The sequence below is a fragment of the Bradyrhizobium oligotrophicum genome (assembly GCF_051168495.1).
GTDB lineage: Bacteria > Pseudomonadota > Alphaproteobacteria > Rhizobiales > Xanthobacteraceae > Bradyrhizobium > Bradyrhizobium oligotrophicum_A.
Genome location: NZ_JBNPVB010000040.1, coordinates 1 through 24,674, shown reverse-complemented (window position 1 = coordinate 24,674; position 24,674 = coordinate 1). Strand labels below are relative to the sequence as shown.

The window sequence follows — 24,674 nt, the reverse complement described above, 5'->3', positions numbered from 1 at the left end:
TGCCGCGTCGCGGCGCTGGAGAACTGCTTCCCGATGATCCCATCGGGCAAGGCGCACAACGAGATGATCCTGCCGGCGGACACATTCGACGAGGTGATGCCGACGTCATTGCTGGGTGGAAAGACGCTGGCATGAGAGTCGGAAGGTCACGTTGGGCACTAGCAAAGTCGCGAGAACAGACGCCAAGTGTCTGCCCAATGCGAACGATCCGACGGGTACAGGCTGCATGTCGCGCCGTGGGAGGCGCGAAAAGCGCAATGAATTCGGAACTTCTCAGTACGGTATAGTAAAACGAGACTAAGCGGGCGAGCGCATTGCAGTATGCGGAGCTTTAGAATCACGTTCATCCGGAAAGTAAGCTCCCGGTGACGGCACGCCTTGCGCGAGCGACGGCGCTTGGAAAAGAGATAGGACTAGCTCGAGGATTAGTTCCATACCTCAACAAGCGTCAGCTCCGGAGCGTACTCCGCAGCGGACGGCGGCCGAAGCTGTCGGTTAGCGCATGAGCGCGGCGTAGCTGACGCGCGCAGGACGGAGCTGTGATTCCATCTCTTGTGATGATCACAGCCAATTCGCTCCCCGATGATGTCGGGACAGCATTCTGTTCCCAGAGTTTGGACCGGGGAGGGTGCCTTAATTTCTTCGCAATTGTGGCATAATTGAGGCTTAAACCGGCTGTTGCGCTATCGCTCGCCTGTGCACCATCCTTTGTGCTTTGCCTCCGACACGAGATGCGTCGCCTGTCGTGAAGGCCGACGTTGAAAGCTTGTGCTCAATTAAACCGCTGCAGTTGATCTGGCGCGCTGGCTCGCACAGCGACCATGAATCGTTGGAAACCTCCGGTAATATGATGACATGAATTGTAACCTCGCCTAATTTGGTACCGGGGGGTGGTTCATGCGTCAGGTGTTTTCTCGCGTATCGATTGCAGTCGCGTTGGGCAGCTGTTTGGCGTTTCCGGCTTTGGCCACCGATCTCTGGCAGTTCGATTTTACGTCGTCGCGCGGTAGCGGACAGTTTCTGGTCAATCCGGCCAATTTCGTCGTTCCGGTGTCAGCTGGCTCGCCGTCCACATTCAACGTGGTCGGAGCGAATATCACGATCGATGCTGGAGGCGTGCTCGGTACCGCTCACTACACGCTGGCAAGTCTGGCTGGAACGAACTGCACCCCGGCCGAATGCCGTGTCAGTTTCTCCGTTCCGGATGTCGTTCCTGGGTTCGGTTCGTATGATGTCTTGCTGCAGCTCAACTTCGATCGGATCTGGGTGAATTGGTCCACGCCCGGTCAGCAGCAGGTGCAGATGTGGCTGAGCACCAATCCGACGGCATCGTTCAACTGGAACGACGTTGCTGCGGCGACGCGGACGGTCGTTTCCGTCGCGCCTGGATGGCTTGCCACCCCCGTCAATTCCGATTGGAACACGGCCGCCAACTGGACCGTCGGATCGGTTCCTCTCGCGACGGACACCGCGCAGTTCGGCGCCTCGACCGTGACCGCGATCGACGTCAGGCAGGCAACGCAGGTCGCCGGTCTGAGTTTTCTGAGCGGCGCACCGGCCTATACCTTCAATGTCACCGGAAGCTCTGGCGGTGCCGCCTCGCTGTTGATCAGTGGGGCGGGGATTGACGATCAGTCTGGCAATCGCCCGAGCTTCATGGTGACAGGCGTATCTGGCAATCTCGGTACGCTGCAGTTTGCCAACTCGGCGACGGCGGGTGACGCGGTGATCACCACGGGCGCCTTTGGCGTTACGCGCTTTACCGACACCAGCAGTGGCGGGACTGCTCAACTCGTCACCAATCTCGGCGGCTCTGTCGACATCTCTGGGCTGACATCCAGCGGGATCAGTGTCGGATCGATTGCTGGCGCCGGCAACTTTGTTCTGGGCTCGAAAACCCTCACGACGGGACTGTTGAATACGGACACCGAGGTTTCGGGTGTCATATCCGGGGCTGGCGGCAGTCTGACGAAGACTGGAGGCGGCGCGTTGATCCTGTCGGGCAACAACACCTATTCCGGAGGCACTCAGCTGAACGCCGGATCCATGGTCGTTGCCAACAACAACGCCTTGGGCAGCGGCAGTCTTGGTATGGCGAATGGAACGAGCCTCTCCTTCGCAAACACGGCCAACTTTGCAATTGCCAATGCGATCCAGATTGCGGGGAGCGGACACTTTGCGGCGCCGGCTGGCACGACACAGACCGTCCAGGGGACGATCTCAGATGGAGCTTCTGCTGGAACAGTCGTGTTCGACGGGGTGGGGACGATGGTGCTGGCCGCCGCCAACGCCTACACCGGAGGCACGGTCGTCAATGCAGGCACGTTGCGGCTTTCGGGCAGCGGGACGCTCGGTGCGGCGAGCGGATCAACCACTGTCGCAGGTGGAATCCTCGATCTCGGCGGCACCACTCTGATCCAGAATGGGGGCGTCTTCCTGACGGGCGGGACCGTCAGAAATGGCGTGATCGCATCGAATACAGACTTTGCAGTTCAATCCGGCACGGCAAACGTCGAGCTCGCCGGCACCGGAGGTCTCACAAAAACAGGCTCGGGTACGTTCGTCGTCGCGGGGACGGCCAGCTACACCGGAGCAACCAATATCAACGGCGGCGTTTTCCAGGTGGACGGGGCGCTCACCGGGACCTCGGCGGTCAATCTGAATTCCGGGATGATAACCGGCACCGGAACAATCGATCCCCTGACAGTCAGCATCAACAATGGCACCGTCTTCGCGCCCGGAAACGGGACAGCCGGGAGTTCGATGGCAATCGTGGGGAATCTCGCGTTTCAGTCTGGCGCGATCTATCTCGTCCAGCTCAATCCGGCCACCTCGAGTTTTGCCAATATCAGCGGAACGGTGACTGCAGGTGGCGCAACTGTCGATGCGGTCTTTGCTGCCGGAAGCTACGTCGCAAAGCGGTATACGATCTTGACCGCCGCTGGTGGCATCAACGGAGCGTTTGCCTCCTTGGCCAACACCAATCTTCCGACTGGATTCAAGTCGGCCCTCAACTATGACGCAAATGCTGCCTATCTCGACCTGTCGCTTGATTTTGTTCCTGCCAACGCACTGACCTATGGTGGAGGGCTTTCCGCCAACCAGCAGAACGTTGCCAACGCTTTGACGCGATTTTTTGATACGACTGGCAGTATCCCTCTGGTGTTTGGCTCGCTTTCGCCGTCCGGGCTCACCCAGGTGTCTGGGGAGCTTGCAACCACTCCGCAGCAGGCCACGTTCAATGCAATGGGACAGTTCCTCAATTTGCTCGGTGATCCGGGCCGCGCCGGGCGTCGCGGCGTTGGTGAGGCCGCCCCGCAGGCCTATGCCGACGCCGGTGCGATGAGAGCCACGGCGCCGACCAACGCATTTGCATCGATGAGCAGGCAAGCCCCCTTGTCCGAACCGCGTTGGAGTGTTTGGGCAGGCGGATTCGGCGGTGCACAGTCGATGGACGGATCAGTTGGCGCCGGATCGGCGCGCTCGACAAGCCGCGTCTACGGCACCGCGGTTGGGGCAGACTATACGTTGACGCCGGCCACGGTCTTGGGATTTGCTCTCGCCGGTGGCGGCACAGGTTCGAGTGTCAACAATCTCGGGACAGGGAGGTCTGATCTCTTTCAGGCCGGCGCGTATGTCCAGCACGTCCAAGGTCCCGCCTATGGGAACGCCACGCTGGCTTATGGTTGGCAGGACGTGACGACGGATCGCACTGTCACTGTCGCTGGCATCGATCGGCTCACGGCCTCGTTCAAGGCGAATGCCTATTCTGGACGCGTTGAAGCCGGCTATCGTCTGGCGGTATCCTGGCTCGACGGGTTGGGTGTGATGCCTTATTTGGCTGGCCAAGCCATCGTCATCGACATGCCCCGATATGCTGAGCAGTCCATCTCGGGCTCATCGCTATTTGCGCTCAGCTATTCCAGCAAGCGCGTAACAGACGGTCGGAGCGAGATCGGGCTTCGAACCGAAATGTCAGTCGGCGTGCCAGATGGCGTTTTCAGCTGGCGCAGCCGCTTGGCTTGGGCTCATGATTTCAACTCGGACCGCAGCGTTCTCGCAACCTTCCAATCACTGCCCGGGGCCACCTTCACCGTCAGCGGCGCGCGGCCTTCGTCGAACTCTGCACTGACGACCGTGGGCCTCGAGCGATCTTGGAACAATGGCTGGTCGACGGCGGCCACCTTCGAGGGCGAATTTTCGCAGACGACACGCTCCTACTCCGGCAGAGCATCGATGCGCTATGCCTGGTGATCGAAGACAAGCCCAGATGTCGACGCGATGAACTGTCAATCGAGGCCGGATCTGCGGGGGATCCGGCGGTCCGAGCCTGCATACTGCCCGATGTCGGTAGAGGCGACGTGAGATCGATATCGTGCCAGGCGCGGACTGAAAATCGGGTGAAGGCGGACAGGGTCGGGAGCCGTGGCTCCGACGTCGCGAAGATCAATCTCGGCCGTCAGCGTGGTGGACGTCTCCAGTTCCGCTCAGGGGATGGGGGCAAACGCAGCGATAAGAATGTCCGTCGGTCCACATCCGTTTTGGAAAACGATCTACGGTACGACTTTGGGCGTTGCCTGAGCCAAATGATTGCGGTTCATTTGGTACCAGAGGGGGAGCCGATGCGATTGCTTGATGTTGTTGCCATTTGTGCCGTTTTGGGCGGTTGCGCGGCGTCAGCCCCGGAGGTCCGGGCGCGCCTTGGCCAGGAGTACATTGGCAAGAATGTCGATGCGCTGGTGATGAAGTGGGGGCCGCCAACCAGCAGCTTTCGGATGAACAGCGGGCAGTCATCATACGTTTGGCAGCTCGCGACCGAGATGGGCGTCTCCATGGACAGGAACGGCAACGGCAGCGCGAAGACCTACGCCTGCAAGGTGAACGTCGTTGCATCGCCGACCGGAGTTATCGAGCAACTCAATACGGAGGACGCGAACGCCGGTAACGGTCTGCTCGGTATGGCAGGGGTCTATGGCAGCATGTGTGCCGACCGCCTCGGGATGAAGCCTCAGGGGTGATCCCGGGACTGGCGGTGCGCCCATCGATGACGCCCGAGATACGGGGCTGCTATTAGTTGTCCGTCGAGAGGCCTGTTTGACGGCCGGATCGCCGGCGGTCGCGAGCCAGATGGCGATCAGCACTCCGACCAGCAAAGCCCTCAGCCAGAAGAGGACAGGGCGGAGGTTGTGTCCGACGGCGGCGAGGATGGACGTTGATGATGTCGCCCTCACGACCCTTGAGATAGTAGCGGCCGAGGTAGCCGTCGCTCTTGATGTGGCCGATGACGGAGCGATGGCTGACCGGCGGCCCAGCTCGCATTCGATGAGGTCGAGGACGCCCGCGCATCTGGCTCCGCGGATTCACGTGCCGGAAGAACACGATGGTCCGCAGAATGGGCCAACGCCGCGGCCATCTGCTCCAAGCTTAGATCCCTTGCGAACATCGGTAATGGGGAGCCCTCACGCCTGTCCGCTTGTCAAGCAGCGAGCTGATTGTGCTCGATTCACAGCCCGAAATCCAGCTGCGGCTCGGCATCGTCCCGGTGCTGCAGCGAGGAGAGCGAGACTCCCAAGAGCCGGACCGATTTCGGCAACGGCATTTCGGCCTGAAGGAGCCCGATCGCCAACCATTCCAGATCCGCACGGTGCGTCACTGGCGAAGGCAGAGAGCGGCTGCGGGTGATGATCTCGAAATCCGAGAATTTGACCTTCAGGGTTACCGTCCGCGCGCGAATGCCGGCGCCCTCGCAATGCTGCCAGACCTTGTCGATCAGGGGCTGCAATTCAGCCATCATGGGTTCAAAATCCGTCAGGTCTGTCAGGAACGTATTCTCCGCGCCGACCGACTTCCGGATCCGGTTGGCCCGGACCGGACGCTCGTCGATTCCGCGTGAGATCCAGTAGTAGTGCGCACCAGACTTGCCGAAGTGCTGCTGCAGGAAGGCAAGCGACTGGGAGCGGATGTCGAGACCTGTCCGAATGCCGAGCGCGTTGAACCTTGCAGCCGTCGCCGGGCCGATGCCGTGGAATTTTTCGACCGGCAATGTCTCGACGAAAGCGGGGCCCATCTCTGGAGAGATGACGTATTGACCGTTCGGCTTGCGGTGGTCTGAGGCGAGCTTTGCCAGGAACTTGTTGTAGGAGATGCCGGCCGAGGCATTGAGACCGGCCTCGGCCTTGATCTTCTCTCGGATGCGCAAGGCGACGTCTCGGGCCAGCGGGATGCCTTGGAGGTTCTCGGTGACATCGAGATAGGCCTCGTCGAGCGACAGCGGCTCGATGATCGGCGTGTGCTCGGCGAAGATGGTGCGGATCTGCAGGCTGATGGCCTTGTACACGTCGAACCGAGGCTTCACGAAAATGAGATCTGGACATTGGCGCTTCGCCGTCACGGACGGCATTGCCGAGCGGACCCCGAATGTCCGGGCTTCATAGCTTGCGGCAGCCACGACGCCACGCTCGCGTGAACCGCCGACCGCGACCGGCTTGCCGCGGAGCTCGGGGTTATCCCGCTGCTCGACGGATGCGTAGAACGCATCCATGTCGATATGGATGATCTTGCGGAGCAACGACAGACCGGCATCCCGTTTGGGGGCGGATGATGACATGCCGCATGTTACGGAATCTGGCGGTGCAAGTCTGCAGTCCGCCCCATCTTGATATTGTCTCCTGGCCGCGGAGGGGGCCTGTGCAAAGTGGCTTCAGGGGCGCGTCGGGGACTCTCCGAGAGCAAGAGTGCAGGCCGGTTTGGCCGTGACGGGTTGGAAGCGGCGAGAGGGTTTCGCCGCGCCCGTCGCGGAGATCCGCGATGCAGGGACGGAGAATCGGAGCGCGAGCCGGCGAGGGCCGGGCCAGCCTCTATGAGGAGATCACGAGCAAGATCATCAGCGAGCTGGAAGCTGGCTGCGTGCCCTGGGTTCAACCATGGGGGACGCAGGCGGCAAAGGCTCAGTTGGCCTTGCCCAGGAATGCCGCGACGGGACGGCCATACTCCGGGATCAACGTTCTGATCCTCTGGGGCGCGGTGATCGAGCGGTGCTTTTCCGGTCAGAGCTGGCTGACGTTCCGGCAGGCGCTGTCTCTCGGTGGCCACGTCCGCAAGGGCGAGCGCGGCGTCACGGTCGTCTATGCCGATCGTTTTGTGCCAACCGATGAGCGGCAGCGTGCCCGCGAGGCCGGCGAAGAAGCGCAAGCCATTCCCTTTCTGAAGCGGTTCACCATCTTCAACACCGACCAATGCGGGGCTTTGCCTGCGGACATGGCGGCCGCGGCACCGCCACCGCCCCAGGGGGCGATCGCGCCCGTGGTGGAGTCGCTGATTGCGAACAGTGGCGTCGACTTCCGGATTGGCGGTGACCGGGCGTTCTATGCGCCGGTGGACGATTTCGTGCAGGTGCCGCCGCCTGCGGCGTTCTTCGAGCCGATCAACTGGCACCGCACGGCCTTGCACGAGCTCGCCCATGCGAGTGGTCACGCGTCGCGGTTGGACCGCGATCTGTCGGGCCGGTTCGGCAGCCGCAAATACGCGTTCGAGGAGCTGGTCGCGGAAATTGCGTCCGCCTTCAGCTGCGCCGCGCTCGGCATCGTGCCGACCGTGCGGCACGCCGACTATATCGGCACCTGGCTCGATGTTCTGCGTGAGGACAATCGCGCCATCGTGCGGGCGGCGAGCCAGGCCAGCCGCGTGGCCGATTATCTGCTCGGCTTTGCACCGGATGTGGCCGGCCTCGCTCAGGCGATCGGACCGGATTGCGCCGCTGCCTGAGAATAACGCTCTGGACGAGCTCAGGAGAGGAAGAGGGTGAGAGGTGCTCTGCGACGGGGTGAAGGCCTGAGAGAGAGGCTCCAGGCCGCCCGTCGTGGAGAACCAAGACATGACCAAGGCTGTCCAGAAGATCACTCTGTCGCCGTCGCGCGACATACCTTTCAACAAGCTGGTGCTGAGCCAGTCCAACGTGCGCCGGATCAAGGGCGGCGTTTCGATCGAACAGCTGGCGGAGAGCATCGCCGAGCGGACCCTGTTGCAGAGCCTGAACGTGCGGGCCGTGCTCGATGACGAGGGCAGGGAGACTGGGATGTTCGAGGTGCCGGCGGGAGGCCGCCGTTACCGGGCGCTGGAGCTTCTGGTCAAGCAGAAGCGGATGGCGAAGACGCAAGCTGTGCCCTGCGTGGTCCGCGATCAAGGCTCGGCTCTGGACGACTCGCTTGCCGAGAACGACCAGCGTGTCGGACTGCATCCCCTCGATCAGTTCCGCGCATTCCAGGCGTTGCGCGACAGCGGCATGGGCGAGGAGGAGATCGCGGCGCGGCATTTCGTGACGGTTGCGGTCGTCAAGCAGCGCTTGCGGCTGGCTGCCGTCTCGCCAGCGCTGCTCGATGTCTATGCGGCCGACGGCATGACGCTCGAGCAGTTGATGGCCTTCACGGTGACGGCGGATCATGCGCGCCAGCAGGAGGTCTGGGACAAGGTCATCCACTCCGGGAGCGACGCGCCCTACCAGATCCGTCGTCAGCTGACGGAGCAGACGGTGCAAGCGTTCGATCGCAGGGTTCAGTTCGTCGGTCTCGCAGCTTACGAGGCCGCAGGCGGGGTGGTGTTGCGGGATCTGTTCGAGGCCGATGACGGTGGCTGGCTGCAGGATGTCGCGCTGCTCGATCGGCTCGTGGCGGAAAAGCTGCAGACGGAAGCGGAGCGGATCGGCGCCGAGGGCTGGAAGTGGATCGTAGCCGCCGTCGATTTCCCGTTCGGACATACACGCGGCCTGCGCGAGCTTCACGGAGAGCCGGCCGAACTCACCGCCGATGAGCAGGCGGCTATCGAAGCGCTGCGAGCCGAGCAGACCAAACTCGAGGCTGACTATGGCCAGGCCGAAGAGCTGCCGGAGGACGTCGATCGGCGTCTTGGCGAGATCGAGGCGGCGCTGCAGTCGTTCGACGAGCGGCCGATGATCTACGATGCCGCGGAGATGGCGCGGGCAGGCGCCTTCGTCAGCATCGATTCGGAAGGCCGGCCCCGTGTCGCCCGTGGCTTCGTCCGCCCTGAGGATGAGGTTGCGGCGACCAGCGATGAGCCGGACACGGAAGCCAATGCCGGCAGTGATCCCGGGATCGGCCTTTCCGGTGCGGGTATCCGGGCAAGGCCGCCGGCCATTGTGATCGGCAACAGCGGAACGGAGGCGCCCGACGAGGACGGGGACGATGTCGAGCGGCCTTTGCCCGACCGGCTGATCAGCGAGCTCACGGCATATCGCACGCTTGCTCTTCGCGATGGGTTGGGGCAGCAGCCATCCATCGCCTTCCAGGCGGTGCTGCATAGCTTCGCGCTGGCCACGTTCTATCCGTTTGGGTCAGCGCTCAATTGCCTGGAGATCTCGCTGCGGACACCGAGCTTCCCGGCGCAGCCTCCGGGCCTGCAGGACAGCATTCCGGCACAGGCGATCGCCGCCCGTCATGCGGCCTGGAAGGCGAAGCTGCCGGCCAGCGACACGGACCTCTGGGCGGCGCTAACGGCGATGGATGGGTCGGCCCAGGCCGAGCTGTTTGCCCATTGCGCGTCGCAGGCGGTGAACGCGATCTTCGAGCCCGCCAACCGGCTGCAGGGCCGCCTGTCGGCACATGGCCTCCGCGGCCGCCTCGAACAGGCCGACCGTCTGTCGCACGCTGTCGGGCTCGACCTGATCAGCGCTGGCTGGAAGCCCACCGTGGACACCTATCTCGGTCGCGTCACCAAGCACCGCATCCTGCAGGCGGTGCGCGAAGCGAAGGGCGAAGCTTCGGTTCAGCTCATCGACCACCTGAAGAAGCCGGACATGGCGCGCGAAGCCGAACGGCTGCTCGAAGGCAGCCGCTGGTTGCCGGAGCCGCTGCGTGGCGCCGAGGCGGACATGACGCCGTCAGCCGAAGGCGCCGATGCCGATAGCCTGCCGGCGTTTCTCAGCGGGGACGAGGCGGCGAGCGAAGGCGCAGACGAAGTCGAGGAGATCGTCGCCGCGGAATGAGCCGCGCCGCGGAGGATCGCCTCGGGCCTGGAGAAAACCGTTGATGGAAGCCCGGCCAGATCGGCCGGGCTTTTTCATTGAAGGCACCGTCTCCTCGGAGCGGGTCGAGAGTGAGAGAGGCGGAGCAGGGCGGGTGAGGCCGCCGGGCCAGAGAGAGCGTCTGGCGGTGCTCTCCCGCATCGCGCTCTCCTCTGAGGTCCTCGACATGACTACCAAGACGAGCTGCCACACAGCATCATTCGCCCTGCTTGCCCGCGCCAAGACCGTCCTTCGTGCGGCCGAGCTGCTGCTGCCAGGTCTCACCCGTGGCGAGCGCATCGATGCAAGGTGCTTGCGCCTGGTCATGCAGACCGTATTTGGTGCCAGTGATGCCGAGGGCAGCTGGGATTGGAAGACGGCGTACGAGGCCTGCGAGGTCGCCGCTGTCCTATTCCTTGTGAAGTACGGTCCGGCGATGACCAAGGCCAGCAATGGCTTGCCCTCGGCCATGCTGCCGATGGTCGCGAAGCTCGCAGCGCTTCTTCCGAGCCATACCAGGCGATCGCTCGAGAGCCAGAGCTATCAGCAGTTCTCGACCCCGCTGCCGTTGGCGCTCGCCGTGGCTGCGGCGGCGCAAGTGACATCGGCGGATCGCGTGCTCGAGCCTTCTGCGGGGACGGGAAGCCTGGCGGTCCTCGCGGAGCTCGCCGGCGGGTCGCTCCTGCTCAACGAGCTCGCTGCAAGCCGCGCCGCCTTGCTCGATCTGGTGTTCGTGGGCGTGAACGTGACAAGCTTCGATGCCGCGCAGATCGATGACCATCTCGATGCCGCCCTTGTCCCAAGCGTCGTCCTGATGAATCCGCCGTTCTCGGCGACCGCGAACGTGGATCGCCCTCTTGCCGATACGACCTTGCGCCATGTCTCTTCGGCGCTCGCACGGCTCGGAGACGGTGGGCGGCTGGTCGCCATTACGGCCGCCGGCTTTGCGCCGGACAATCCGACATGGACGGATGCCTTCGTGTGTCTGCAGGAGCGGGGTCGCCTCGTGTTCTCTGCGGCGATCGATGGCGCTGTCTACGCGCGGCAAGGAACCGCGACGGCCACACGGATGCTCGTGATCGACAAGCAGCCGGCGCGAGATCCTCGTATCTTTCCGCAGTCGGCCGGAATGGCGCCCGACGCGAAGGCCTTGCTGGGTTGGATCGCGGCGCTCGTACCGCCGCGCCTGCCGATGGCGGGCCGTTTCGTTGCGCCGGTGGACGTGCGTGCCGGTTTGCGGCCGAGAGACAAGCGCGTATGGGCTTCTGCTTGTTCCTCGCCATCGCCAACCACGCTCGAGCCTGCGGGCTGTGAGCTCGCTTATGAGCTGGTGGATGATGTGCCCGCCGAAGGACCCCGACTGACTGACACGCTGTATGAAGCGTATCAGCTGCAGTCGATCCGGATCCCGGGCGCGCGGCCGCACCCAACGATGCTCGTGCAATCCGCAGCCATGGCCTCCGTCATGCCGCCCACGCCGGCGTATCGGCCGCATCTGCCGTCTACTCTCATCGCCGATGGCGTCCTGTCTGAGGCGCAACTCGAGAGCATCATCTATGCGGGCGAGGCGCATGGTGGATTTCTGGCTGGCTTGTGGACCGTCGACAAGACCTTCGACCAGGTCCGGGCGGCCAGCGAGGATGCCGAGGGCGCGGTGCGCTTCCGGCGCGGCTGGTTCCTCGGCGATGGCACCGGCGCGGGGAAAGGGCGCCAGGTCGCGGGCATCCTGCTCGACAATTGGCTGAAGGGCCGGCGCCGGGCGATCTGGGTCAGCAAGTCCGACAAGCTGATCGAGGATGCCCAGCGCGACTGGGCGGCGCTCGGCATGGAGCGGCTACAGGTCACGCCGCTGTCGCGCTTCCGCCAGGGCACGCCGATCCGGCTCGATCAAGCCATCCTTTTTACGACCTACGCCACGCTGCGGACCGACGAGAAGGCCGAGAAGCTTTCCCGCGTCCGCCAGATCGTCGACTGGGTGGGGCGGGATTTCGACGGCGTGATCATCTTCGACGAGAGCCATGCGATGCAGAACGCCGCGGGCAACAAGGGCGATCGGGGCGAGCAGGCGGCCTCACAGCAGGGCCGCGCCGGCTTGAGACTGCAGCACGCGCTGCCCCATGCCCGGATCGTCTACGTCTCGGCCACAGGCGCGACCACCGTCCACAATCTGGCGTATGCCCAGCGGCTCGGACTGTGGGGCGGCGCGGACTTCCCGTTTGCGACACGAGCGGATTTCGTGGCGGCGATCGAGGAGGGCGGGGTCGCGGCCATGGAGGTGATGGCCAGGGATCTCAAGGCGCTCGGGCTATACGCAGCACGGTCGCTCTCCTTCGAGGGGATCGCATACGAGCTGCTCGAGCACCGGCTGACGGACGAGCAGGTCCGGATCTACGACGCCTATGCGGAGGCCTTCGCGGTCATTCACAACAATCTCGAGGCTGCGATGCGCGCGGCCAACATCACCGGCGCAACCGGCACGCTGAACGCGCAAGCCAAGTCGGCGGCGCGCTCGGCCTTCGAATCCGCCAAGCAGCGCTTCTTCGGTCACCTCTTGACCTCGATGAAGACGCCGACGCTGATCAACGCGATCAAGCGTGATCTCGAAGCCGGCCATGCCGCAGTCATCCAGATCGTCTCGACCGGTGAAGCCCTGATGGAGCGCCGGCTGGCCGAGATCCCGACCGAGGACTGGGGCGACGTCCAGGTCGACATCACCCCCCGCGAATATGTCCTCGACTACCTCGCCCATTCCTTCCCGGTCCAGCTCTACGAGCCATTCACGGACGGCGAGGGCAATTTGTCGTCGCGACCGGTCTATCGCGACGGCCAGCCAGTCGAGAGCCGCGAGGCGGTCGCGCGCCGCGACCAGATGATCGAGCATCTCGCCTCGCTTGCCCCGGTGCCCGGTGCGCTCGATCAGATCGTCCAGCGATTCGGCACCGACATGGTGGCCGAGGTCACGGGGCGATCGCGACGGATCGTCCGTATCCGCGATCGGCTCGCGGTCGAGACGAGGGCGGCCTCTGCCAATCTCGCTGAAGCCGCCGCGTTCATGGATGACCAGAAGCGCATCCTGGTGTTCTCCGACGCCGGCGGCACGGGCCGCAGCTACCACGCCGAACTCGCGGCCAAGAACAAGCGGCTGCGCGTGCACTATCTGCTGGAGCCAGGCTGGAAGGCGGATGCCGCGATCCAGGGGCTTGGGCGGACCAACCGCACCAATCAGGCACAGCCGCCGCTGTTTCGCCCCATCGCCACCGACGTGAAGGCCGAGAAGCGCTTTCTCTCGACCATCGCGCGCCGGCTCGACACGTTAGGGGCCATCACCCGTGGGCAGCGCCAGACCGGTGGTCAGGGACTGTTCCGCCCCGAGGACAATCTCGAAAGTCCGCACGCTCGCGATGCCCTGCGTCAGCTCTATGGGCTACTGGTTCGTGGCCAGGTCGGAAGCTGCTCGCTACAGCGGTTCGAGCAGGCGACGGGATTGAAGCTGACCGACGAGAACGGTTTGCGCGACGAGCTGCCGCCGATCACGACATTCCTGAACCGGCTTCTGGCGCTGACGATCGAGCTGCAGAACATTCTGTTCACGGTGTTCGAGCAATTGCTCGCAGCGCGGATCGAGGGGGCAATCGCGTCCGGGACTTACGATGCGGGCCTGGAGACGCTGCGCGCCGAGAGTTTCGTCGTCACCGAGCGGCGCACGATCTACAGCCATCCAGCAAACGGCGCTGAGGCCCATCTCGTCACGATCACACAGCGCGACTGCAATCGGCCAATGCTGCTGAACGAAGCCCTGGAGCGGCTCATGCAGCGCCGCGCCGTTCCGCTGCGCAATGTTCGTTCGGGGCGAGCGGCGATCCAGGTGCCGGCGCCGAGTTGGCTGCTCGACGATGGCGGGATTGAGCCACGGGTCCATTTGATCGGACCGATGGGACGCCGCACTCTGCCGCTGGCCAAGCTCGCCGAGCAGGATTGGGTCGAGGCCGATCGCGAGCAGTTCAAGGTCGGCTGGAGCGCGGAGCTTGCATCCATCCCAGAGTTCACGACCAGCACGATCTACCTCGTCACCGGGCTGCTGCTGCCGATCTGGACGCGGCTCCCTCAGGAGTCGACGCGGGTCTACCGTCTCCAGACCGATGCAGGCGAGCGGATCATCGGTCGCAAGGTCCCGCTCAGTTGGGTCACGGCAATGTCGGCGGAGAGACCGGCGCTCGCAGCCGAAGACGCGTTCGCGGCACTGCTGCGCGACGGCCATGTGTTCGATCTCGCTGAAGGCCTGCAGCTGCGGCGAGCCCGCGTCATGGGTGTCGATCGGATCGAGCTGTCGGGCTTCACCGAGGGGCTCAGAGATTGCCTCAGGGCCTATGGGCTGTTCGGCGAGATCATCTCCTGGAAGCTGCGAATGTTCGTGCCGACCGATGCAAGCGGCGAGGCGGTCCTGACCAAGGTTCTGGAGCGGTTTCCGATTGCGCAAGTCCGTGGGCGGGAGCGATCGTGATGGCAGGCGACGCGTCAGAACTGGCGCGCCGCCTCGCGCGTGAGGCCGAGGCGGTGTGCCGTCACTATCTCTCCAACGGCAGGCGGGAGGGGCGCTATTGGCTGGTCGGCGATATCAACAACACGCCTGGCCGCTCGCTGTTCGTGCGGCTGCATGCTTCATCGAAGGGACCGGCCGGCAAATGGACCGATGCCGCGACCGGCGAGCATGGCGATCTGCTCGACGTTATCGGGACAACATGCGCGCTGCGCAGCTTCCGCGACATTGCCGAGGAGGCGCGACGATTCCTGAAGCTGCCACGCTGGCAGCATGAGCCGCCGATCGATGTCCAGGCTCCACGACGCCGCCGCGACTCGATCAAAGCGGCTCGCCGTCTCTTGGCGATGGCGCAGTCGCTGTCAGGGACTCTCGGGGAGATCTATCTGGCCAATCGTGCTATCGATCCGCGCGTGAGCGGTGATGCTCTGCGCTTCCATCCGCGCTGCTTCTATCGGCCAGACGGCGCGACCTCCGTCGAAACCTGGCCGGCCCTGATTGCCGCTGTGACCGACCTCAACGGTCGCACGACAGGTGTCCATCGCACCTGGCTCGATCCTGACGGCTTTGACGATCGCAGGCTCGGCAAGGCGCCGATCGATACTCCGCGGCGAGCAATGGGCGAACTCCTGGGGCATGCCGTTCGCTTCGGGGGTGCTGATGACGTGCTGGCGGCCGGCGAGGGCATCGAGACCGTGCTGTCGCTGCGGACGGTGCTGCCATCCCTGCCGGTTGCCGCAGCACTCTCCGCCAATCATCTCGCCACTCTGCTCTGGCCGCGAGCGTTGCGCCGGCTCTATGTCGCAGTCGACGCTGACGCTGCCGGCATGATTGCGGCGAGGGCGTTGACGGGACGAGCACTCGACGCCGGCATCGAGGCGATCGCCGTGTGTCCTCGCCTTGGGGATTTCAATGAAGATCTGCGCGCCTTCGGGAAAGCCCAGCTCCGGGACGGGCTGCGTCATCAGCTGTTGCCTGAAGATGTTGCGCGCTTCATGGACCTGACCTCAGCCTAGACGTCCGGCCCTGCTGGGTGCCGCTCTTCGCTCGCTCGCTCGTCGTAGGCGGGCGCGAGGATCTCATCTGAGTGTCCGAGAGCCGCGCCGGGGCCTTCTTCAGAGGCGATCGGACGGCAGGCGGTCCGGTCCGGCAATGGCGGTACGCGGCTATTTTCCGCCGGCCCGCGCGCGGGCCTTTGCATCGCGAAGCAAAATAGCCGCGAACCGCCATCCTCCGCCGTCGCTCCGGCCCGCTGCTCGAAGGGATCAGCGGGTTCTGGTCCGGTCCGCCCGCCGTCTGGGAGATCGCTATGGAAGGCCGCGATCGGCGCGGTCACCGAGCACAGACGAGACCCTCATGTCCGACCAGTACGACGAGATGCGTGAGCCGCGCGACACCCAATCGAGCACCGAGGACGCCTTGGCCGAACTCCAACTGTATGGCTACCGGCCCTTCGACGACGAGCCTGATCCGCGGCCGCTCCCGGAGGGCAGGATCATCGCCGGCGCCGTCGCCGACATCTTCGACGCCCTGGTGGCGACGCTCTCCGACACCCGCCTCGAGCCTGAGCTGAAGGATATTCTGTGGTCGACGGTCAACCTGTTCCACCGCGCAACGATGCGCATCGAGCGCGAGCTCGACGACAACGAGCAGGCGCAGCGCTCGAGCCAGCGTGAGCAGAATGGCTCGGAGGTCCGCTCCGTCGAACTCGAGCGCTTGACCTCGGAAGGACTGTCTCTGGTCGAGCGCCGCAACGCCATGGAGCTGTTCCGCGATCTCGCCGCCGAGGCCTTCGAACTGCACATGCGATCGCCCTGGCGGCCGCGCGCGGGATCGCAGGTCAACCATCGCACGCTGACGGCGGCCATGATCGACTCCCGCGATTTCCTCGCCGCCAAGCGCCGGGCCGAGACCGAGGTCATGCTGCCGCAGGGGCCGAAGATCGCGTTCACCGGCGGACCCGACTTCAACGACGTTGCACTGATCTGGGACCGGCTCGACAAAGTTCACGCCAAGCACCCCGACATGGTGCTCCTGCACGGTGGCTCGCCGAAGGGCGCCGAGCTGATCGCATCCAGATGGGCTGCCAACCGCAAGGTTCCGCAGATCGCCTTCAAGCCCGATTGGACCCGGCACAACAAGGCCGCGCCCTTCAAGCGCAACGACACCATGCTGGAGACGCTCCCGATCGGGGTCATGGTCTTCCCCGGCTCTGGGATCCAGGGCAACCTCGCCGACAAGGCCCGTCGCCTCGGCATTCCCGTCTGGACCTTCGGGAAAGGCGGCGCGTGAGCGCCGTCAACTCCTCGAGGTCCTGCCGACCTCACAAATCTGAGGAGGCTCCATGCCCGTCAGCACGACTCCCCCACAAATTTGCTCAGTCAGAGACGATATCCATGAGATGTCACCGCGATGGTGGCGCATCCGTCACGGTTTGGAACGCAGTCACAGCCATGCCGATTGCCCTCAGCCTTGGACTGACCAGTGTCGGCTCGTTCTGTCGCGCCCTGCTTGGGCTTCATGCACTCCCGTTTTTCGTCGCGCTGCGTATCGGCACGGCGGCGCCAAATGCCGGCATCGCAATCAGGTGGCATGTCGGCCGGTCTTGACGCGGCAGTCCTCACTGCTGGCCGGCGGTCGAGTTTGTTCGCCAACCCGCGATCCCTATTGATGCGCGGGATCGTTGCGGCCGCCTTTCTCGTTTCGGCCGTGGCCGCAGGCCGTCATGTGCCGCCATCTCCGCAACCAAGGACTTGCCTTGCTTGCCGGGCCTTCAGATCATTTGGGCGAGATCATCGGATGGCCTCGGGCCCTCATGGTCGGCGCGGGCGTCTTGCACCAGCTGCTTGGCCTCGATCTGCCCCGCCGGTGCCGGTCCGGCAGGATGGCCATCGGCCTCACAACTCGTGGCGGGTGTAAACCGCTTGAAGCGACAGCAGAGCCGCCCATCTTCGACAGGCCGGCGACGATGTCGTTCGCAAGCACGGACATGCGGTTGTGCTGAACGAGAAACACGCAATCCACCTTGCTTGCGATCCGCCGCGGACCGATTGTTCCAGCGCGAGACATTGGCTGCTTGACGGAAAGGCTGTCCGCGGACACGGGGCCGAGACCGGCACACGCTTGTCTTGTCGGCAGCTTCTGATCGCACGCCTGGATCGCCGAGCGGCTTGTGCGGCCTTGGTCTACCATGTCTCTCCTGTGAGCTGATCGGCGCAGCGACGCACCTTGCCTCGTGATGGCTTGATCTGGCCGACGAACGGCTGCGCCTCGATCGCCTGAGCGCAACGCCGCCCGCCAACTTTCTTCCCCTGGGCTGGACGCCCATTCCCCGCGGGACAAGAAAGTTGGCCGGCGGCGTCCTCCGCTGTCGCTGCAGCCCTTGCGGGTGCGCCGTCGATCGTCGTTCGCCCGAGATGCGCCATCGAGGCCGCGGTGGTCGCGGCCCGAAACCAGCCAAGGAGAGACAACATGGCTTCCATCGGTTCCTTCAAGAAGGTCGGCAACGATTTCCAGGGCGAGATCATCACCCTGAGCCTCAAGGCCAAGGGCGTGCGCATCGTCCCCGAAGCCAACCGCTCCAGCGAGAACGCTCCGAGCCACCGGGTCTACGCTGGACGGGTCGAGATCGGAGCCGCCTGGGCGCGCCGCTCCGAGGAGGGACGCGACTATCTCTCGCTCAAGCTCGACGACCCCTCGTTCAACGCCCCGATCTACGCCAATCTGTTCGACGACGAGGGCGGCGAGGGCTACACGCTTCTCTGGTCGCGGCCCCGCAAGACGGCGGAGTGAGGCGATGGCGCCTCGCCGGGATCCTCCCGGCGGGGCGCGGTCGAGGCCGTATCAGATGCAGACCCGACCGACTTCTCCGGCCTCAGACCGATCTGCCCCGTCGCGGGATGCCACTCGCTCAGCCTGTTGGGCAGAAGCTCGTCAAGGGTCTCGGATGTCGGCCGCCCGAACGATGCCGCGCGAGCGCGACAGCGACTGGCATGCGAAACCCGCACATGGTGGGGCGCAGCGCCAGCCATCGCGCCGCGTCGGCTCCGTCGCTGGGACCAGACGATCTCCATTCCGACGCGATCGCGCACGTCATCGGCCCGAGCTCGATCTCCCTGCTCAACAGTCGCCAGCGATCTCTCGCGGCCATTGCGAGCATCAATGCCGCGAAGGGCCGTTGATCCGCCGAGCAGCTCCCACGGCTGCTCCATGGGTTTCCGGCCTCGCCGTCGCGTCCGTCGTCGATGGCGTACCGGCTTGCCTCGCGCCGACGATCGAGGTCGTCGCCGCCGACGAAAAAACGCCGGCAGTCGCGCTCGATGGCCGTCGAGTTGTTCGCAACTTTTGGCGTTGGCGCGTGCAACGCTGGAGAGGGGACGACGCCGAGTCATTTGCCCGGCGCCGGTGGTTGCAATTCACGTGCGCGGTGTGCGTGGCGAGGCGCCATTGCCGCATTTTTGGCTTGCTTGATTCGTAAGACAATTTTTGCTGAGAGATTTGTTTTCTTTGTTTGCACCATTGGTAGTTGAGAAGATCGGACAATGCTCAAGCCGTTGCAAGACGATCGGCCATGTTGATGCCCGCGATGTCTACCCTCATGCAATCGAATCAGTGTGGATACTGTCGATTTTGGCGTGATGCGCGAGCCTCCCTGCGATGTCTCTCGTACGCAGCAGCTCTCTGACGTTGACAGCCGGAATCTTTCGGAGCTGATCTCCCACGAGTGCAAGGCGGCCGAGCGTGCCGGCCAAATCTCGATGGGTCTCGAGCGTGCTGTGAGCCGGGCGACAAGATTCCAAAGCATGAAACCACACGCATTGCTTGTGCCGCCGACCCGCCAATCCATCTAATCTTTGCCTCGACCAGCCTCGGAAACAATTGTCATGCCGTCCCACCCGCCGGATCCAGATGTCGATGATCTCGCGCCGACTGAAGACGTGCTGACTGCTTATGACGATCAGCACATTTCCACCTATCTGCGCATGCTCGATGCCGCGGCCGAGGGAGCCGACTGGCGCGAGGTGGCTCGAATCGTCCTTCATATCGATCCCGATCGAGAACCCGAACGCGCCCGCCGGGCGTACGACAGTCATCTTGCCCGGGCTAGATGGATGTCGAGCGAAGGCTACCGCCATCTGTTGAAGCGTGCGGCCGATTGACGCTGATGCCCATGCGTCGATCGCCGCGCATGAAGAAAGTGCTTAGCTCCGAGAAAGCGCCGCATTCTGGGGATATCTGTCATGCGGTATCATCGCACCGGCAATCACAAATAGTCCTAATTGTTTAGTTGCAATCTTAACGCGGCTGCAATTAGGGAATTTGGAAATGTCGAAATTCGAGTGGCGTTCGTCCCGGGCTTACGATCTGGACAATGCAGCAGATCCGAACGTTGCCTGGGAGTGTCTTCGCCGCAATCCAGCCTATCAGCAGGACTACCAATCCGTAACAGATCCGGAAGCCTGCGCTCCGTCCAAATTCCGCAACGAATGGGGGCTCGTCTTTCGCAGCTGACCCTCGCCACGCATTCGATGCCCAGCCGATCTTTTGGGCGCCAGAGACGCTGCCTGCCGTCTTGTCGATGGACCGGGCGGCACAGCCGGATCTCACCGCATCGTTGGATCTGACCGGGCTTTCGGGAGACCGACTGCGTGCGGCCACGGACGGATGGCATGCCGTACTGCCGCTCGGCGGCGGAACGCACCGTCTATGGCTGCCGGACGAGCCGGTCAAACGTATCACGTACAGCGTCAAGCTGCCGCTCGATGAGGATTTCGAGGCGCGCGCCCGCGCGGCGCAGAGGCTTTGGCGGGCCTTGAACAACAGGCCGCTGGGGCCATCGCTGGACGGCCTTACGCCGCAGCAACGCGCGCGTCTTGCGATGGCGCTTCGCGCGCTCGACGGTCACCTGGAGGGCGCGTCGTATCGAACGATCGCCGAAGCGCTGTTTGGATCCGCACGCATTCCCGCTCGCGCCTGGAAAACTCACGACCTCCGCAGTCGGACCATTCGCCTGGTGCAATTGGGTCTGCGGATGATGCGTGGTGGCTATCGCCATCTGCTGCGTCCACGCCGTAGGGCCCGATAGCGCCCATCCCGGTCTCCCGAAGCGCCTCGTCGGCGCGCCTTGAACAATCGACCATTCCTGAGCCGCACTGTCGGCGCGATGCAGCTGGGCCTGCGGATGACGTGCTGGCGGATATCGCAATCCGTGGCGCTTCGGTCGCAGACATCGATGGCAAGGCATCTGGGGTGCCGAAAACACACCCTTCGATCTCCGGCATCCCCCTTCGCCAGGATGCGCCTCCACCATGGCCGTCGACGCGCCAAGTCGCTCGCCAGCGCGCGTATCTGTCCAGGAGGTTGCAATGCCAGATCCGACGGCCGGCCCGCCCTTGCGGTTCCTTCGTACACCCGAAGCTGCGCGCTATCTCGGCCTGTCCGGCCGCACGCTCGAGAAGCACCGGTCGTATGGCACGGGACCGACCTATCGCAAGCTGGGCGGCCGCGTCGTCTATGCGCTCGACGACCTGAAAGCCTGGGCCGACCGCGGCACCAAGACCTCGACGGCCGATCCCGGCAAGGGAACCGTTCTGCCGGCCAAGAAGCACCCCGGTCTCATCCCGTATGCGGGGCAGGAGCGGCGCGCATCGCGGGCAGGGCGGGCTTGAGGGATGCGAAACCTGCGCAAATCCGAGAGCGAGCAGCTTGCGCTCTTTCGTGCCTTGCCGGGTGACCTCGCGCCACGGGATGCGCAGGATCTCATGGCTTATCCGTTCTTCTCGCTCGCCAAGAGCAAGCGCGTCGTGCCGATCGATTTCCGCGCAGGATCTGTCGCGATCCGCGTCGAGGCGGTCCCGGAACACGGGATGGCAACGATCTGGGATGCAGACGTGCTGATCTGGGCGGCCTCGCAGATCGTCCAAGCACGTGACGCCGGACTGAAGACATCGCGGCTGATGGCGGCCACGCCTTACGAAATTCTCTCATTCGTTGGTCGCGGCACGGGTGCGAGGGACTATGACCGCCTGAAGGCCGGGCTCGACCGGTTGCAGTCCACGACCGTGCTGACGTCGATCCGCCAGCCGACGGAGCGGCGGCGGCATCGCTTCTCCTGGATCAACGAGTGGAAGGAGACCGCGGACGCACATGGAAAGCCGTCCGGGCTGCAGCTGATCCTCCCCGACTGGTTCTATTCGGGTGTTCTCGATGATGCGCTCGTGCTGACGATCGACCGCCAATATTTCGCGCTGACGGGCGGGCTGGAGCGCTGGCTCTATCGTTTGGTGCGCAAGCATGGCGGTCGGCAGAACGGCGGTTGGAGCTTCGATTTCGGCTATCTCCACGCCAAATCCGGCAGCCTCTCGCCGCTCAAACATTTCGCCTACGATCTGCGTGAGATCGTCCGCCGTCAGACCTTGCCGGGATACGAGCTCGTCCTCACGCGGGATCCCAATGGCGCGGAACGGCTGAGCTTCGCGGCCACCATCACGGATCCCATCGCGCGTCGTTTCGCCAAACATGGTCGCACCGGCGCCGCAGGGGACAAGCTGTGAATTGTCTCGTGCTATCGGGGACCAGGGCACACGTGCCATCGGGGACGGGATCCCCGTGCTATCGGGGACCAAAAGCGGCACTAAGCCCCAGGCATTGCCCGCCTTTTCGTCCCTCTAACTTTCCTAACTGCAAAATCCTTCGGATTTTGTCTAACGGGCAGCGCCGACGCCGCGCTGGTGGACGGGCAACGCCCTGGTGCTCGCGATCGTTCTGGACCTTCGACACGCCGCTTGCCTGCGCAGGCCGGCCGTCGAGCGCTGTTCACATTCCGTCAAACCGGGAGACGAACCGATGAGCGATCTGACGCGCGTTCAATTGCTGTGGCTTCAGGGGCGGATCGAAAATCGCATCCGCTTCGGGCACACGGTTCGGGAGGTTCGTCTCGATCCCTATCGGCGAGAAGTATCGTTCGCGCCTGGCAGCGTGTTTGCGTTCGTCCGCTGGTCGTCGAACGACTACGGCACGGTGCTGTCGCGGATCGACATTCTGCAGGCCGTCCGGGCCGGCGAAGCGTGCGCGACCGTAGCCTTCGTCAGTCCTGGTGCGGCTATCCTGCTGCAGTCATTCGGCTGGCCGAAGGTCGAGCGCGTTCTGCAGCACATCGACGCGATCGAGGCGCTCGGCATCGATCCGGCCGATGTTGCACCAGATCATTGGCGGCACGTTCAGAACCGTCTGGCGGCGAACGAGCCGCCGCGTCGGTACACGCGACTGCGGCACCGCGCCTGGCTGCATCGCCGGAGGGTGATGCCATGACGAAACGGCTGCCGATCGTCATAGCCATGTTGGCCAGTGCTTCGCTGCTGCTCGAAGCCGGGCCGTCGAGATCACGTCCGCTGCTCATCTGGAACGCGTCCGGAAGTGTGCCGACAGGGCTCTATGCGGTGCAGCCGAGCCGTCGATGGCACGTCACCGAGGTCGTCGTGGTTCAGCCGCAAGGGACACTCGCCGAATGGCTGGCCGATGGTGGCTATCTGCCGAAGGGAGTGCCGATGTTGAAGCGCATTCTCGCTCTTCCCGGCCAGACGGTCTGCCGACGCCGTCATGCAATCCTCGTCGACGACGTCGAGGTCGGCGTCGCGCGAGAGAGCGACAGCCGCGGCCGGTTGCTGCCGGACTGGCAGGGCTGTCGGATCATTGGCGATGGCCAGGTTTTTCTCATGAACCGGCAATCGGACAGCTCATTGGACGGCCGATATTTTGGTCTGACGGCAACGTCGGACGTCATCGGAGGTGCAGTTCCGGTGTGGACCAGGGAGCCATCATGATGCACGCGGTCTGTATTCGGCTTGCAAAGCAACCATTCGTTCTGGCGCATCGCGGCCACGACGCACCAGTTCCTGGCGGCACGGCCAACACCGGGGTTCGCGCTCGTGCCGGCACCCGTTCCGGCATCGCGCGCGGCGCGGACCGCACGGCCGCCGCATGTCGGCTGGCAGTCACCCGGCCGACAGGGCAATCCAGAACTCGAAATGCTTGCGCAACGCCGCTTGGGCGGCCGTTCAGTGCCGGACTGAATTGCGAGGCTGGTCATTGCACGAACGAAGACAATCGCTGCATTGGGTTCAACGGCGGTCGTGCGCACAGCGCCGGAATTCACCCTGCGCGGTGGTGTCCTGCTCCCGTTCCGGCCCCTTGTTTGCAGCGAATCTGGCAGATCATTGGCGCAGTTGGACGTCGTCTTCCCGTCAACCGGCCGCCTGATGATGCAGCATATCTCGATATCCTCGATGCGCGCCTGCCGGCCCTCGAGGACGCTTCCAATCTTCCGCCGTTCGAATGTTTGCGCCGGACACCGTACGAACCAGGGGCCGCGAGCGTCCTCGACTTGGTTCGCCGCCACCGTTTCCTCTCCAGGCTATCCGGGACTGCGACACAAAGCGCGCCCCTACGAACGACCAGCGTCGAAGGGGGCCGGTTGGAATCGGGCGACGTAAGCGTCCGGCCGCTGCACATCCATCAGGTCTTGACATGATGAGCCAGCTTCCAGCTCCACGGCAGCAACTCGTCGAGGCGGTTGACGGGGTGTCCGTCGATCATCCGCTGCAGGACGTCCCGCAGGTAGGCGTAGGGCTCGACGTCGTTGAGCTTGCACGTCGTGACCAGCGAGCTGACCACTGCCCATCGTTGGCCGCCACCATCGCTGCCGGCGAACAGGTGGTTCTTGCGGCCGAGGGTGACGGGGCGGATGGCACGCTCGACCGGATTGGTGTCGAGCTCGACACGGCCATCGTTCAGGAAGCGAGTCAGGCCGTGCCAGCGCGAGAGCGCATAACGGATCGCATCGGCAAGCGTGCTGCGGCCGGATACGAGGCGGAGCTGTGTATCGAGCCAGAGGTTCAGAGCATCGACGATCGGCTTGGAGAAGGTCCTGCGTTCGGCAAGACGGTAGTCAGGCGATTGGCCGCGGATGCGCGCCTCGATCGCATAGAGTTCGCCAATCCGGCGCAGGGCTTCGGTTGCCACGGGAGACGCGGTGGCTTCGGCCACATCGTAGAACTTGCGTCGCGAGTGGCTCCAACACGCCGCGAGCGTGATGCCCTCTTTGTCGGCCAATTGCTCGAAGCC

Annotated in this window: 17 protein-coding genes; 15 read left to right on the top strand and 2 right to left on the bottom strand. The window is 64.1% G+C overall.

Annotation, left to right across the window (positions count from 1 at the left end; translation table 11 throughout):
• The first annotated feature begins 897 nt into the window (after positions 1-897).
• Positions 898-4,254 carry an autotransporter outer membrane beta-barrel domain-containing protein gene (locus ACQR1B_RS35555; RefSeq protein ID WP_434837544.1) on the top strand — a complete coding sequence of 1,119 codons (3,357 nt, stop codon included), beginning with the start codon at positions 898-900 and terminating at the stop codon, positions 4,252-4,254.
• A 368-nt stretch (positions 4,255-4,622) separates the two neighbouring features.
• Positions 4,623-5,018, top strand: a complete 396-nt coding sequence (locus ACQR1B_RS35550) for a hypothetical protein (protein ID WP_434837545.1) — start codon at positions 4,623-4,625, stop codon at positions 5,016-5,018.
• Positions 5,019-5,503: 485 nt separating this feature from the next.
• Here the strand turns inward: ACQR1B_RS35550 and dinB are convergent, their stop codons facing one another.
• Complete coding sequence (gene dinB, locus ACQR1B_RS35545) at positions 5,504-6,607, bottom strand: DNA polymerase IV (RefSeq protein WP_434837546.1); 1,104 nt, start codon at positions 6,605-6,607, stop codon at positions 5,504-5,506.
• A gap of 200 nt (positions 6,608-6,807) precedes the next feature.
• Between dinB and ACQR1B_RS35540 the strand changes: the two genes are divergently transcribed.
• From ACQR1B_RS35540 to ACQR1B_RS35480, 13 genes are all read left to right on the top strand, one after another.
• Positions 6,808-7,764, top strand: coding sequence for an ArdC family protein (locus ACQR1B_RS35540; protein WP_434837547.1), 957 nt, complete (start codon positions 6,808-6,810; stop codon positions 7,762-7,764).
• A gap of 109 nt (positions 7,765-7,873) precedes the next feature.
• Positions 7,874-9,997, top strand: coding sequence for a ParB N-terminal domain-containing protein (locus ACQR1B_RS35535; RefSeq protein WP_434837548.1), 2,124 nt, complete (start codon positions 7,874-7,876; stop codon positions 9,995-9,997).
• 205 nt (positions 9,998-10,202) lie between these two features.
• Positions 10,203-14,516 carry a strawberry notch-like NTP hydrolase domain-containing protein gene (locus tag ACQR1B_RS35530; RefSeq protein WP_434837549.1) on the top strand — a complete coding sequence of 1,438 codons (4,314 nt, stop codon included), beginning with the start codon at positions 10,203-10,205 and terminating at the stop codon, positions 14,514-14,516.
• The gene (locus ACQR1B_RS35525; RefSeq protein ID WP_434837550.1) at positions 14,516-15,568 is read left to right on the top strand and encodes a DUF7146 domain-containing protein; all 1,053 of its coding nucleotides are present in this window, start codon (positions 14,516-14,518) and stop codon (positions 15,566-15,568) included. The genes ACQR1B_RS35530 and ACQR1B_RS35525 overlap by 1 nt, the downstream gene beginning before the upstream one ends.
• 340 nt (positions 15,569-15,908) lie before the next feature.
• Positions 15,909-16,844, top strand: a complete 936-nt coding sequence (locus tag ACQR1B_RS35520) for a DUF2493 domain-containing protein (protein WP_434837551.1) — start codon at positions 15,909-15,911, stop codon at positions 16,842-16,844.
• A 1,179-nt stretch (positions 16,845-18,023) separates the two neighbouring features.
• Positions 18,024-18,344 (top strand): DUF736 domain-containing protein, encoded by a 321-nt coding sequence (locus ACQR1B_RS35515; protein ID WP_434837552.1) that lies wholly within the window; start codon positions 18,024-18,026, stop codon positions 18,342-18,344.
• A gap of 1,091 nt (positions 18,345-19,435) precedes the next feature.
• Positions 19,436-19,711 (top strand): DNA -binding domain-containing protein, encoded by a 276-nt coding sequence (locus tag ACQR1B_RS35510; protein ID WP_434837553.1) that lies wholly within the window; start codon positions 19,436-19,438, stop codon positions 19,709-19,711.
• Between the two features lie 166 nt (positions 19,712-19,877).
• Positions 19,878-20,063 carry a transcriptional regulator domain-containing protein gene (locus tag ACQR1B_RS35505; RefSeq protein WP_434837554.1) on the top strand — a complete coding sequence of 62 codons (186 nt, stop codon included), beginning with the start codon at positions 19,878-19,880 and terminating at the stop codon, positions 20,061-20,063.
• A gap of 67 nt (positions 20,064-20,130) precedes the next feature.
• On the top strand, positions 20,131-20,637 hold the full coding sequence (locus ACQR1B_RS35500) for a DUF2285 domain-containing protein (RefSeq protein ID WP_434837560.1): 507 nt from the start codon (positions 20,131-20,133) through the stop codon (positions 20,635-20,637).
• A 280-nt stretch (positions 20,638-20,917) separates the two neighbouring features.
• Positions 20,918-21,220 (top strand): helix-turn-helix transcriptional regulator, encoded by a 303-nt coding sequence (locus tag ACQR1B_RS35495; RefSeq protein ID WP_434837555.1) that lies wholly within the window; start codon positions 20,918-20,920, stop codon positions 21,218-21,220.
• Positions 21,221-21,223: 3 nt separating this feature from the next.
• A complete protein-coding gene (locus ACQR1B_RS35490; protein WP_434837556.1) occupies positions 21,224-22,105 on the top strand; it encodes a replication initiator protein A in 882 nt (293 codons plus the stop codon).
• A gap of 292 nt (positions 22,106-22,397) precedes the next feature.
• Positions 22,398-22,862 (top strand): DUF2840 domain-containing protein, encoded by a 465-nt coding sequence (locus tag ACQR1B_RS35485; RefSeq protein WP_434837557.1) that lies wholly within the window; start codon positions 22,398-22,400, stop codon positions 22,860-22,862.
• Complete coding sequence (locus tag ACQR1B_RS35480) at positions 22,859-23,374, top strand: S26 family signal peptidase (protein ID WP_434837558.1); 516 nt, start codon at positions 22,859-22,861, stop codon at positions 23,372-23,374. The genes ACQR1B_RS35485 and ACQR1B_RS35480 overlap by 4 nt, the downstream gene beginning before the upstream one ends.
• Positions 23,375-24,065: 691 nt before the next feature.
• Here the strand turns inward: ACQR1B_RS35480 and tnpC are convergent.
• On the bottom strand, positions 24,066-24,674 hold a 609-nt coding region (tnpC, locus tag ACQR1B_RS35475), incomplete at its 5' end, for an IS66 family transposase (RefSeq protein WP_434837559.1).